The 12,773-nt window shown below is 66.7% G+C and carries 11 protein-coding genes; 3 read left to right on the top strand and 8 right to left on the bottom strand.

Annotated features, from left to right (window positions below; genetic code table 11):
• Nucleotides 1–422: 422 nt before the first annotated feature.
• Complete coding sequence (locus tag ACWDUA_RS00185) at nucleotides 423–1,946, bottom strand: acyl-CoA synthetase (protein ID WP_449748990.1); 1,524 nt, start codon at nucleotides 1,944–1,946, stop codon at nucleotides 423–425.
• 313 nt (nucleotides 1,947–2,259) lie between these two features.
• Here ACWDUA_RS00185 and ACWDUA_RS00190 point away from each other — a divergent pair, with 313 nt between their 5' ends.
• Nucleotides 2,260–2,568 (top strand): nuclear transport factor 2 family protein, encoded by a 309-nt coding sequence (locus ACWDUA_RS00190; RefSeq protein ID WP_449748991.1) that lies wholly within the window; start codon nucleotides 2,260–2,262, stop codon nucleotides 2,566–2,568.
• 284 nt (nucleotides 2,569–2,852) lie between these two features.
• Here the strand turns inward: ACWDUA_RS00190 and ACWDUA_RS00195 are convergent, their stop codons facing one another.
• The 7 genes from ACWDUA_RS00195 to ACWDUA_RS00225 form a co-directional block, all read right to left on the bottom strand.
• On the bottom strand, nucleotides 2,853–3,884 hold the full coding sequence (locus ACWDUA_RS00195) for a hypothetical protein (protein WP_449748992.1): 1,032 nt from the start codon (nucleotides 3,882–3,884) through the stop codon (nucleotides 2,853–2,855).
• 44 nt (nucleotides 3,885–3,928) lie between these two features.
• Complete coding sequence (locus ACWDUA_RS00200; protein ID WP_449748993.1) at nucleotides 3,929–4,972, bottom strand: phosphotransferase family protein; 1,044 nt, start codon at nucleotides 4,970–4,972, stop codon at nucleotides 3,929–3,931.
• Between the two features lie 4 nt (nucleotides 4,973–4,976).
• Nucleotides 4,977–5,789, bottom strand: a complete 813-nt coding sequence (locus ACWDUA_RS00205) for an enoyl-CoA hydratase/isomerase family protein (RefSeq protein WP_449748994.1) — start codon at nucleotides 5,787–5,789, stop codon at nucleotides 4,977–4,979.
• A gap of 40 nt (nucleotides 5,790–5,829) precedes the next feature.
• Nucleotides 5,830–6,639: an enoyl-CoA hydratase/isomerase family protein gene (locus ACWDUA_RS00210; protein ID WP_449748995.1), complete on the bottom strand. Its 810-nt coding sequence runs from the start codon at nucleotides 6,637–6,639 to the stop codon at nucleotides 5,830–5,832.
• Nucleotides 6,640–6,682: 43 nt separating this feature from the next.
• Nucleotides 6,683–7,465 carry an enoyl-CoA hydratase/isomerase family protein gene (locus tag ACWDUA_RS00215; protein ID WP_449748996.1) on the bottom strand — a complete coding sequence of 261 codons (783 nt, stop codon included), beginning with the start codon at nucleotides 7,463–7,465 and terminating at the stop codon, nucleotides 6,683–6,685.
• A 229-nt stretch (nucleotides 7,466–7,694) separates the two neighbouring features.
• Nucleotides 7,695–9,146 (bottom strand): aldehyde dehydrogenase, encoded by a 1,452-nt coding sequence (locus ACWDUA_RS00220; protein ID WP_449748997.1) that lies wholly within the window; start codon nucleotides 9,144–9,146, stop codon nucleotides 7,695–7,697.
• A gap of 38 nt (nucleotides 9,147–9,184) precedes the next feature.
• Nucleotides 9,185–10,288: an NAD(P)-dependent alcohol dehydrogenase gene (locus tag ACWDUA_RS00225; protein WP_449748998.1), complete on the bottom strand. Its 1,104-nt coding sequence runs from the start codon at nucleotides 10,286–10,288 to the stop codon at nucleotides 9,185–9,187.
• Between the two features lie 258 nt (nucleotides 10,289–10,546).
• Here ACWDUA_RS00225 and ACWDUA_RS00230 point away from each other — a divergent pair, with 258 nt between their 5' ends.
• Both ACWDUA_RS00230 and ACWDUA_RS00235 read left to right on the top strand, forming a co-directional pair.
• Nucleotides 10,547–11,671: a LuxR C-terminal-related transcriptional regulator gene (locus ACWDUA_RS00230; protein ID WP_449748999.1), complete on the top strand. Its 1,125-nt coding sequence runs from the start codon at nucleotides 10,547–10,549 to the stop codon at nucleotides 11,669–11,671.
• A 41-nt stretch (nucleotides 11,672–11,712) separates the two neighbouring features.
• Entirely contained in the window at nucleotides 11,713–12,768 is a 1,056-nt protein-coding gene (locus tag ACWDUA_RS00235; protein WP_449749000.1) for a response regulator transcription factor, read from the top strand.
• Nucleotides 12,769–12,773: the final 5 nt, after the last annotated feature.

Genomic DNA, 12,773 nt, shown 5'->3' on the forward strand with positions numbered 1-12,773 from the left:
AGCGAAGCGAGGACCCCCGAACGATGATTGAGCCGGGACCGAGCGAAGCGAGGACCCGAGTCGAAATCTCCGCAGCGCGGGCTGGGTGGTGACCACTTCCAGGGTGGTCACGCCGGCGAGCTCGGCCGACAGAGGTTTCGACACGCCTCGTCGCTACGCTCCTCATCGGCTCAACCACCAACAGCCTCTTGCTGATTGAGCCGGGACCGAGCGAAGCGAGGACCCCCGAACGATGATTGAGCCGGGACCGAGCGAAGCGAGGACCCGAGTCGAAATCTCCGCAGCGCGGGCTGGGTGGTGACCACCTCCAGGGTGGTCACGTTGGCGAGCTCGGCCGACAGAGGTTTCGACTCGCCTCGTCGCTACGCTCCTCTTCGGCTCAACCACCTACGATCAGTTGATGATTGACCCGACGATCCGAGTCACGAGCGGACGGCACCGACGTCCTTGCGGAGAACGTGCTTGAGGATCTTGCCCGTCGTGTTGCGCGGCAGTTCGTCGACCACCACGAGCTCACGCGGGAGCTTGTACCGCGCCAGGGCTCCGCCCAGGAACTCCCGAAGTTCGTCGAGTTCGATCGTTGCGCCCTTCTTTGTCACGACCACCGCCGCCACACGCTCGCCCCATTCCGGATCGGGCATGCCGATCACTGCGACCTCGGCAACGGCGGAGTGCGTGTAGATGGCACTCTCGACCTCTGCGGGATAGACGTTCTCACCACCCGAGATGATCATGTCCTTCAGTCGATCACAGATGAAGTAGAACCCATCTGAATCCTGGTAGGCGACATCACCGGTCTTGAACCAACCTCCATCGAGTTGCGCCGCGGCGGTGGCGTCCGGCAGATTCCAGTATCCAGGAGTCACCGTGTCACCCCGCACACACAGTTCACCGGGGACATCAGGCGTGTCGAGGTCGTTGCCGTCGAAGTCGATCAGCTTAACCTCGTTGAGCATGCCCGGCGTGCCGCAGGATCCCAGCTTGTCCAATGCCCGCTCCGTACCGAGGAAAGTGGCACCGGTGGAGGTTTCGGTCATTCCCCAGCACTGGCTGACCGGAATCCCTCGCGAACCGAACAACTCCAGCAGGTGCTTGGGCACAGGCGCGGCACCCGCGACGATGATCTGCAGCGACGACAGATCCGCGGACTCGAACGCAGCCTCCTGGGTCAGGTACAGCATCATCGTCGGAACCAGGAACAGTGAGGTCACCCGATAGCTCTCGACATCGGCGAGAACCCGCGCCGCGTCGAATCGTTCATGGATGATGACGTGCCCGCCGGCCATGAGGACGGGAAGGGTCATCACGCACAGTCCACCGGAATGGAACAGCGGCGCCGAGGTCAAGGCGATGTGCTCACCGTGATAGTTCACCGCCAGCATCCAGTTGACATTGCCCGTCCAGATGTTGCGATGGGTGAGAACCGAGCCCTTCGGGCGGCCGGTGGTTCCCGAGGTGTAGAGGATCGCCGCGGGATCGTCGGGAGCCACCTCGACCTCCGGCACCGAACCCCCATCGGTGGGACCGTGTCGCAGCCAGCCGTCGAACTCGCCATCGAAGGACAGATATGACTGCACGGCAAGCGAACCGCGGATGCGGTCGATGATCGGGACATGCTGCTCGTCGGCGATCAACGCGGTGGCGCCGGCGTCATCGAGGATGTAGGTGAGCTCGTCGTCGACGAGCCGGTAGTTCAAGGGCACGAAGGTCGCGCCGAGGCGATTGACCGCGAACAGGGCGACCAGGAAGTTGCTGTGGTTCATCCCCAGATATGCCACACGATCACCCGCAGACACTCCGGTCGAGGCCAGGAATGAGGCCTGCTCCTCGATCCGTCGTTGCAACTCGGCATAACTCCAAGTTTCGTCGTCGAACGTGAGAGCCGGTTTGTGCGGATCACGTTGCGCACGTGCAGAAAGCCATGTCGCCAGACCGAGCGGATTCATCAGAGTCCTATCGCTGAAGGGTGAAAGAGCGGCCATAGCACCACAATCGGGTACGAACACATCGTGGAGAAATCAGACTGATCCGATATGACCGATTGACAGTATGTTACATCACTTCATCGCATCGGCCACGAGAATATCCGATTGCCGCCAAACAGAAACCTGTGTTCCGATCCCCCTGATGTGGGGCATGGGAACCCTCACCGTGTGATGTGGGAAACGTATCGAAATGCTTGAATTCACCAGTACCCCAGATTGCCGACGAGTACTACATCGCACGAGACAATCAGTCACCGAATCGAAGAACGGAGGGATGATCAGTACTGCCACAACAGATCTCGCAATCCATCCGAACCGCCACTTCGCGAGCTGGAATCAACGGGATATCGAGAAGGCCCGTGATCCGTTCGCGCCGACGCTGCCATGGACCAACCCGTTGCTGCCCGCTCCCCTGACTTCCCGAGAGGGAGCCCGAGGCTTCCTCGTCTTCGGGTGGGAGGAATTCCCGGACCTTCGGTTCGAACCCGTCGGCCGGCCCCTGGTCGACGAGGTCGCTCGAACCGAAGGTCCGGGAATGGATCATGACCGGCTCCGATTCGGGAGTCGGGTACCGACCAGGTGAGGCCCCGTCAGGGCGCAGCTTCGAGGTCGCCGGGATGGACGCCTGAGGAGTCGACGAGCACGGCAGGTCGATATCCGTTGCGGCGTACTGGGATGCGGGTCACCTCGCCCGGCAGTTGTCCCCGAGCTGGTTGATCCCGAGCAAGTTGATCCCGAGTAGGGCCCGAGCTGAAACGCCCCGAACCGACATGGACACCGCCCCGGTCGGCGAGAGCACGTTGATACGGGCCCACCCGGCCACGGCGAACGGCGTGGCCATCGCCCGAGGGGAGACGGCCACGTTGATCACACCGACGGCGTGTATCGATACGACCGGCTTCGGGTGAGCGCGAACTCGAAGATCCCGCTCCCCTCTTGTCCGTCACAGACGAAGGTGCACAGGCGATCTGTGAGTGCAGAATCCAGGGCTGCGGGATTGATCGAGCCGTCGAGCGGATACCGATCGGACTCGACATGGTCGATCCCGAGCTGCTTGCCGTGGTGTCCGCCGTATCCGGCTCCGGCCATGTAGCCTCCACCTGCCCGGGCGTCCGCGGCGACCTCGAACGAACTCCCGGATTCGGTGTCCACCACGACGATCCCCTCCACCAGATCACGGTTCTCGTCGAAGGCGAGGCGATGCCGGACATCGATGATCGGGTCGACCAGTCCGCTCTCGTGCATCACGGCGCCCTCGAGCAGCAGCCGATCGTGGCCGCGGGTCTCGACCAGCAGGAACCCGATCGAGTAGTCGGGGAACTGGGCCTGATACCAGATGTGCAGACCCTGCCCGCCGGCCATCGTACGAACACCCCTCGAACGATCGCGCTGGCCGTACCATCCGTCCACGTCCTGCGTGACGCCATCGATGGTGAGCGTCCCGTCGTACCGGCCGGACTGGAAGAGGTGCTCGAACTCCGTCGATTCGTCGCTCGCGTTGGCCACGGCGACGGTGCCGAACCATGCGGGTGTGCGAGCCCGCCAGGTGAGATCGAACCCCACCCCGATCGGATTGTCGCCCAAGGACAATCGCCACACAGAGTTCGGCTCGACCACCTCGAACCGGAAGGGTCCGGCGCCGTCCCCTTCGGTGGCGGAGAGTTCGGTCGAGTACCGCAGGTTGCGTTGTTCGGTGACATCGGAGACCACCACGAACCCGTCGGCCGTGTCCTTGGCCGGGTACATGCCGAATCCGAGTAGCACCGACGGCGACCGTGCATCCTGGGCGTGCAGGTTGAAGACGAACCGGTCGAAGAACCGGTCGGGGAGTCCGGCCTGCCCGGGGGTGACCAGACGATCATGGAAGTCGTTGCGTACCAAGGGTTGATTGCCAGTCACTGCAGGGTCCATCCTGTGTGTCGGAGTTCTGGTCGATCGATGGGTCAGGCGTCGGCCACGACGGGTGTGGGGAGTCCGGCCTCGCGCCGTGCGTCGGTGAGGAAGGCGGCGACCAGCGCCGGGTCGGCGTAGTAGGGATCGCCGATCCCGTCGTCGACACGTCGGCGGCTGTACTCGTAGAGCACCGCGAGTTTCCACAACGCCAGCGTCGTGTACCACGGGAGATGGGTGAGATCACGTCCGCTGCTCTGCGCGTAGCGGTCGCGGAGCTCGGCTCGCGTCGGATAGCCGTCCTCGAGCATCGCGGTTCCCAGTTCGGCGGTGGGGTTGGGCGTGTGGCCGGCCTCGGGGACGGTGGCGAGGAAGTAGCCGATGTCGAGGAGCGGGTCACCGAGCGTACACAGTTCCCAGTCGAGCACGGCGGCGATACGTCCCGGTGCACCGGGTTCCAGGACGACGTTGCCGATCCGGAAGTCGCAGTGGATCAGGGTCGCATCCGACTCGGGTGGGGTGTTGGCCAACAGCCACGTATCGATGTCGGCGAACTCCGGCGGCGCATCCCCGTTCTCGTCGGCGACGAGCCGACGCATGCGCGCCACATGGCGCGCATTGAAGCCCTCGGGCCGGCCGAGATCGCCCAAACCCACAGCACGCCAGTCGACCTCATGCAGGGCGACGAGCGTGTCGACGAGATCGTGGGCGACCGACCGACGTTGTTCTGGCGTGTCCAACGGCGCCGGGGTCGAGGTGGTGACGACCGGCCCCGGCGCGAAGCCCATGACGTAGAGCGCGACGTCGAGCACCTCCCCCTCCTCGGCGACGGCGAGGACCTGCGGCACCGGTACCGCGGTGCCACCCAACGCCGTCATCACGCGCGCCTCGCGCAACATGTCGTTGGCACCGGGCGGAATCGGCGGCGGCGGCGGACGACGCACGACGACGTGAGCGTCCCCGTCGGTCACCAGGAACGTGAGGTTCGAATGCCCGTCACCGATCCGGCGGGTCGTGATGGCGCCGTTCAGGATTCCCCGTTCGGAGAGGAAGTCCTGCAGGCGCGCGAGATCGGTCTCGCTCCAGTCCCAGCTCACCGGATCACCGCCCCGTGAACTCGGGCGCGCGCTTCTGCTTGAACGCCGCCAACGCCTCGGGCATGTCGTCGGTGCGGGTGAGCAGCGCCTGCCCGCGGTTCTCCAGTTCCAGCGCCGCCTCGTACGAGCCGATCTCGGTGTTGCGCTGAATCGCCCGCTTCGACATCCGGACTCCGCCGGGAGAGTTCTGGGCGATCAGGCGCGCCATGGCCAGCGCCTCGTCGAGCAGGTCCTCGCTGGGGATCACCTTGTTGACGAGGCCGATCCGCAGGGCCTCCTCCGCCTCGACGAGGCGTGCGGTGAAACCGATTTCGGCGGCACGTGCGGGGCCCACCAACCGGGCGAGGTTGTAGGAGGTGCCCAATTCGCCCATCGAGAGTCCGACCTTGACGAACGCGGCGCTGAGCTTCGCCGTCGGCGCGGCGAGCCGGATGTCGGCGGCGAGTGCCAGGGCGAAGCCACCGCCGGTGGCCGGACCGTGGATCGCGGCGATCACCGGGAACGGAAGGTGGCGGATGGCCTGGATGCCGCCGGTCGCGGTCTCCTGGAACTTCAGGAACTCCCGAACCCCCATCTCGGTGATCACCGAGATCTCGTCGAGGTCGAATCCGGCGCAGAACGCTCGCTCACCGGCACCGGTGACGATCAGGGCACGGAGTCCGCTGTCCCGCAGGGCACGACCTGCCGCGAGGTACTCGTGGAACATCGCGACCGTCTGCGAGTTCATCCGCTGCGGGCGGTTCATCCGCAGGATGCCGATACCGGGTTCGGTCTCGGTGAAGGTGAGGGTGTCGAGAGATGGGAAGTCGATGGTCATCTGCGCCTGCTCTGCTGGGAGGGGTGGAGTGTGGTCTGCGTCAGTTGCCCTGGAAGACCGGAGGACGCTTCTCCTTGAAGGCGGCCAGCGCCTCGGGCATGTCGGCGCTGCGGGTGAGCAGCGCCTGCCCGCGGTTCTCGAGCTCGAGTGCGGCGGCATACGAACCGACCTCGAGGTTGGCCTGCAGCGCACGCTTGGACAGCTGTACCCCACCCGGCGAATTGGCCACGATCTGCTCGGCGAGACCCAGCGCGTCGGCGACCACGTCGTCCTCGCTGACCCAGTTCACCAACCCGAGATCGGCGGCTTCCTGCGCGCCGACGATCCGGCCGGTGAAGCAGATCTCGCTGGTCTTGGCCGGCCCGATCAGCCGGGTGAGCAGCCAGGACGTGCCGAGGTCGCCGGCGGACAGGCCGATCCGGACGAAGGCCGCGTTGAACTTCGCCTGCGGGCTGCCGATCCGGATGTCGGCGGCCAGTGCCAGGGAGAAGCCACCACCGGCCGCGGCACCGTTGACCGCGGCGATCACCGGGACCCGCACCGAGCGGATCGCCGACAGCGCACGCGCGGCACGCTCCTGCTGGTCGAGCATGCCCAGTGCCCCGAGATGGGGTAGGTCGTCGGCATCGGCGAGGTCGTAGCCGGAGCAGAATGCCTTGCCCGCACCGGTGAGGATCACCACGCGCAGGTCGTCCTCGTCGCCGAGGCCCCACGCGAGCTGTTCGAGTTCCACGAACATCGAGTTGGTCATCGCGTTGTACCGGTCGGGACGGTTCAGCGTGACCAGCACGATGCCCGGCTTGACCTCCTCGGCGCGGAGGGTATCGAAACTGCGGTCGAGTGTCTTCATCCTCGGACTCCTTGTCAGGACGGCGAATCGGTATGTGATCGGGTCAGCGGAACTGCGGCGCGCGCTTGTCCACGAACGCCCGGATGCCCTCGGCGGCCTCGCCGTCCTCGAACAGCGCCTGGATCTGCTCGACCTCGTATCGGGCTCCCTGCTCGAGCGGCAGGTCGAAGGCGGCGTCGACGGTCCGCACCACCGCCAGCTGGGCGGGCAGTGACGGGCCGACGAGCTGGTCGGCGAGTTCGTTCGCCGCGACCACCACGTCGCCGTCGGTGAGCCGGTCGACCAGGCCGATCCGGTAGGCCTCGTCGGCGGGTACCTGGCGGGCGGTCAGCATGATGTCGAGGGCACGCCCCCGACCCACGAGACGCGGGAGTCGCTGTGTGCCACCGGCACCCGGGATCAGTCCCAGCTTGACCTCGGGTAGGCCGAACCTGCCGTCAGGTCCCGCCACACGCAGGGTGCAGGCCATCGCCAGTTCGAGGCCGCCGCCGAGGGCCACACCGTCGATCGCGGCGATCGAGATCCAGGGCGAGCCCGCGAGTCGGTCGTTGACCTCACGCATCTTGTCCCCGTACGCGGTGAAGCTCGCCGCGTCGATCGACGAGAGGTGCTTGATGTCGGCGCCCGCCGCGAAGAAGCCCGGGTTCGCCGACGAGATCACCATGACCTTGACGTCGCCGGCCTTCTCGGCGGCATCCATCGCCAGGTGCAGGCCGTCGAGCAGCGGGATGCCGAGGGCATTGGCCGGCGGGCGCTGCAGGGTGACCGCCAGAATCCCTGGGGAAGCCGACTGCCACGTGACCACTTCGTGTGCCTGATCTGCCATGTTCATCCTTTGCATCTCGCCGGTCGCGCCCGAGTCCACTGCGACTCCTGTGTCGACGCTAACGTCGACGTCCAAAGATAGTCAACCATTATTTTGGTCATACCAAAAGCCTCTATCGCTACGCCGGATACGACGATGCGGGCGAGGTGCGCATCCGCACTCCTCACCCGCATCGATACCTCCGGAGAGCCGCCCCGCTATCGCCGACGACTCACAGCAGACCCTGCACTCACAGATACACCGACTTCTTCACCAGATACGCGGCCAACCCCTCCGGCCCCAGCTCACGGCCCAGACCGGACGACTTGACACCGCCGAACGGCGCGGTCGGGTCCGGCAGGTAGGCATTGATCCCGATCGAGCCGGTCTCCACCCGCCGCGCCACCGAGACGCCATGGTCGTGATCGGAGGTCCACACCGATCCACCGAGCCCGTAGTCACTGGCGTTCGCGATGGCCACCGCGTCGTCGTCGCCGTCGTAGGAGATGATCGACAGCACCGGGCCGAAGATCTCCTCCTGGGCGATCGCATGGTTGTTGTCGACGCCGGCGAACACGGTGGGCTCGACGAACCACCCACGGTCGAGCGCCTGCGGGCGCCCGCCACCGGCCGCGACGGTGGCACCGTCACCCTTGCCCTTGGCGATGTAGGACTCCACACGTTCACGCTGACGGGCCGAGACCATCGGCCCGATCTGGGTGGTCGCCTCGAGGGCACTGCCGACCTGCAGTGATCCGGCGAGACCCGCGAAGGTCTGCACCACCTCGTCGTATCGGCTGCGCGGAGCCAGGATTCGGGTGCCGAGGAAGCACGTCTGGCCGTTGTTGAGCAGCGTCGCCGAGAAGATCTGCTCACCGACCTTGGTCAGGTCGAGGTCGGCGTCGTCGAGGATGATCGCCGCCGACTTCCCGCCCAGCTCCAGGGTGACCGGACGCAGGAGCCGCCCGCAGACCTCGGAGATGGCGCGACCGGCGGCGGTCGACCCGGTGAACGCCACCTTGTCGATACCCGGATGCGCCACCAGGTAGGCGCCGACCTCCCGGCCACCCGGGACAATGTTGATGACACCGTCCGGAATGCCCGCGGCCGCAACGGCATCGGCCAGGATATAGGCGTCGAACACGGTCTCCGGCGACGGCTTGAACACGAACGTCGCACCGGCGGCCAGACCCGGGGCGTACTTGAACGCCGCGAGCGCCTGCGGGAAGTTCCACGGGACGATCGCCCCCACCACGCCGACCGGATCGGCGGTGACGAGTGTGGAACCACCGAGCAGTCCCGCGCGGGTCTCCTCGAACGGGTACTCCCGGGCGAGGCCGGCGTAGTAGCGCAGCAGCAGCTGTGGGAAGACCGCCTCGAGTTGCTGCGCGATGGCGATCGGCATCCCGTTCTGCGCACTGACCGCCTGCGCGAGATCGGCCGCCCGCTTGTCGAGCTCGTCGGCCAGCCGCTCCATCGCGTCGGCCCGTTGTCCCGGGGACCATCCGCCCCAGCCGCTCTTGTCGGTGAACGCCTGCCGCGCCGCGGCCACCGCCGCGTCGATGTCGGCCTCGGTTCCGTCGGGTACCGACCCGATCGACTCCTCGGTGTTCGGCGAGATCACGGTGATCCGACCGGTTCCGGCGGGGGCCCGGTACTCCCCGCCGATGAAGAATGCGTTGTGCTCGGTGGTGCTTGTCATGATGTGGTTCTCCTTCGATGCGCTGTGGGTGCCGGCGTTCAGTCGGCGAGCAGGACGACCTTGACGGCCTCGCCGGTCAACTGCGCCTTGACCGCCTCGTTGGCCTCGGCGAGCGGCATCGTGGTGATGAGCTTGTCGAACGGGAAGACGCCCTGCTTGTAGAGGTCGAGCAGGTGCGGGATGAAGGTCTGCGGATCGGCATCACCCTCGATGATCGCGCGGACGCCGATCCCGAGCACCGATGCCGGCACCAGCGGGAGGGCGAACGCGGCCGTCGGGTCCGCGGGGACGCCGATGAGCCCGATGACACCGCGAATGGCCATGGCCCCGAACAGATCCTCGAGTACTCCGACAATCGCGGTCGTGTCGACGGCGTAGTCGAAGCCGTCGGGCACGATGGCCCGCAGCTGTTCGGTCACCGGACCGTCTACGGGGTTGATCGCGGCGGTGGCACCCAGGTCGATCGCCAGCGTGCGGCGGTCCGCGTTGGGCTCGACCACCACGATGTGGGCGGCCTTGCGGACCGCGGCGGCCATCACCGCCGACAACCCCACCGATCCCGCACCGCTGATCACCACGCTCGAGCCCGGTTCGACGTCGAGGGAGTTGAGGATCGCCCCCGCACCCGTCTGCACACCGCAGCCGAGCGGGCCGACCAGTTCCAGCGGGACGTCGTCGGGGACCTTGACGACGTTGCGCACGTTGGCGATCGCATGGGTGGCCAGCGACGACTGCCCGAAGAAGTTGCCGCCGGCCGGCGCACCGTCGATGGTCACCGTCGACGTCCCATCCGGTCGCACGCCGCCGAAGTTCAGCGGCATGAAGGCCGCGCAACTGGCCGGCTCGTCCCGTTGGCACCATTTGCACTCGCCACAGCTGTTGAAGCTGACCGCGACCCGGTCGCCCACGGCGAGGGTGGTCACCCCGACGCCGACGGCCTCGATCACCCCGCTGCCCTCATGACCGAGCACACCCGGCAGCGGGAACGGCAGGTGTCCTTCCTTGACGGCGAGGTCGGTGTGACAGAGTCCGACGCCGGCGATCTTGATCCGGACCTCACCCGGACCGGGGTCGGCGAGGTCGACCGTCGACAGCTCGAACTCGGCGCCGACCGACGGCACGACGACAGCGGTTACATCCATGGGGACTGGCTCCTTGGTGGAAACGGGTGTGGTGGCAGTACGCGGAGCCCCTGGGAACTCCGCATGGGCCGACGGTAGGGACGTCGCATCGCAGCGGACGAGGGCTCTGCCGAAGGATCACTCGAAGACCACCCCTTGCTCCCCCGACGGGGTGATCGCGACGACCACCACGTCTTGGTCCAACCATTTGCGCACGTGCCGTGAGGGGGTGCACTATGGTTTATCGAGTGATCCACGTCTCAATCGAAAGGACCGCCCGTGACCGTCCACCCGGCGCCTGCCGACACGACCTGGCAGCTGATCGCCGAGAGCCTGGCCTTCCTCCAGGACTCCCGGACCATCGACGTCAGGCGTGACCCGGCGGTCATGCTCGGTGACGCTCGCCGTCGGCTCGAGGGGTTCCTCGCCGACACCGGACCGGACGACGACCGGCGAATGGACGCATGCCGCCTCCTCTTCCGCGTCCACCAGGAACAGACTCGCCGGCTGCACCAGGACACGGTCCGGACCGCACACGCCGCCGACGAGGTCCGCCGCATCGTCGGAGACCTCATCGAGACCGACACACACGGTCTCATAGACCAGGTGCCGCAACGTATCTGCCGCAACCTCTCGTTCGGCCGTGCAATGATCTCGTCGATCGCGACCGCGGTCTGGATCCCCCGGCACCTGCACATCGAATGCGACGACAGCCCAGAGAACTCCGCCTTCCTGTCCTACGTCGACGGCGCCCGGATTCCGCTCGCATACGCACCCCTGGAAACCGAGATCGTCCGTTCACGGACCTCGGCGATGAGTGCATGCCCCGACGACGATCGCCGTACCTTCAAGACGATCGTGGAGGTATCCCACTCGAACGGATATGTGGCCGCACCCATCATGTCGCGCGGCCGGGTCATCGGCATCCTGCACGCCGATCGTCCGAACGGCAGAAGTCGTGTCCGCGACTCCGACCTGGCGATCCTGAGCGCACTCGGCGAGTGCCTGTCGCTCGTGTTCGAGCGCGCCATCCTGGAAGAACGCCTGCGGCAGAGCTCGGCCCGGGTCGACGAGGTGTTCGGTGAGATCGCCGCCGAACTCTCCGACATCTCCGGTACACCGGCCCTCGACCGCCGCCCGGAGATCGATCCGGCATTCACCCGGGCTGCGGAGTCGTCGGCGAACCCGAACACCGGCTTCCTCACCCCTCGTGAACGGGGGGTGCTCATCCAGATGGCCACCGGGGCCACCAATGCCCAGATCGCGCATGCACTCGTGATCTCCGAGGAGACGGTCAAATCACATCTCAAGCAGATCTCGAAGAAGCTCGGCACGACGAGCCGCGCCGCAGCGGTCGCCCGGTTCGCGCAACTGGGCAGCCGGACCTCCCTGCAGACCCTGTGAACCCTCCAAACCCTGTGACCGTCGGTGGCACCTCGCGACTGATGATCCGGCTCGCAGGTGTCGACCGGCAGCTTCGGACACTGTTGGCACTGCCCTCACCACCGGAGACGCCCACGCCGGAGATCCTTCTCGAGGCTGCGTCATCGACCATCGAGGCCGCCATGACGGTGGAGCGGACAGCGGCCGACGACGCCGTACTCGGGCAGGTGACGACCCTGGTCGCGCAGTCCCTGGGAGTGCAACTGGACCTGCGCACGGCCCTCGCCGCGCGGCGAGACCCCACCGCGGCATCGCTGTCGGCATCACTCCGTCGGCTGGGTTCTCCGACCGACGGGCACGGCCTGGCCCACCAGGTCTGCACCGAGCTGGTCGGACATACCGACTTCGCCGTGGCCGCGTTCTCCTCGGTCTCGGGCAAGCGGCTGTCGGTGCTGGCGATCGCCGGCACCGACCGTACCGGCACCGCGCCGTTCGACACCGATCTCGACCCGCGCGGCGCCGAATCCGACTGTCTCGCCTCGGCGAACACCCGCCCGGCGGTCGCGACCCGCGACCGTATCAGCCCGAGGATGGCCGATGCCCTGGGCGCCGCCGAGGTCGTACTCGCCCCCGTCGTCGTCGAGCAGACGCCGGTGGCGATCCTGCATGTCGGACATCATGATCGGTCGCCGATCGACGACCTCGACCTGGGCTTCGTCGCGCTGTACCAGAGCGCGGTGTCGGCGATCGTCACCCGCCGGCGGTGGACGGACAAGGCGCAGCAGCACCAGGAGACCATCCGGCAGGCGGTGGCGCGCATGGTGGAGGATGCCGTACGGGTCACCCACACCGACTTCGAGATCGGTGGGGATGTCGTCTCACCTCCCCCCGAGCAGCCCCTTTCCCGTTTGCCGGTCAACGAGGCGCTCGAGCAGCTGCTCACCACCCGGGAGACGGAGGTGATGCGGCTGATCGCGGCCGGCGCATCCAATGCCGAGATCGCCGACCGGCTGTTCATCGGCGTCGAAACCGTGAAGTCGCACGTCAAGAAGATCCTGCGCAAGATCGGCGCGGTGAACAGATCCGAGGCGATCTCGCTCTACGTCGACCGGGGTTGACCGCA

The sequence above is a fragment of the Gordonia sp. NPDC003376 genome, assembly GCF_053589235.1.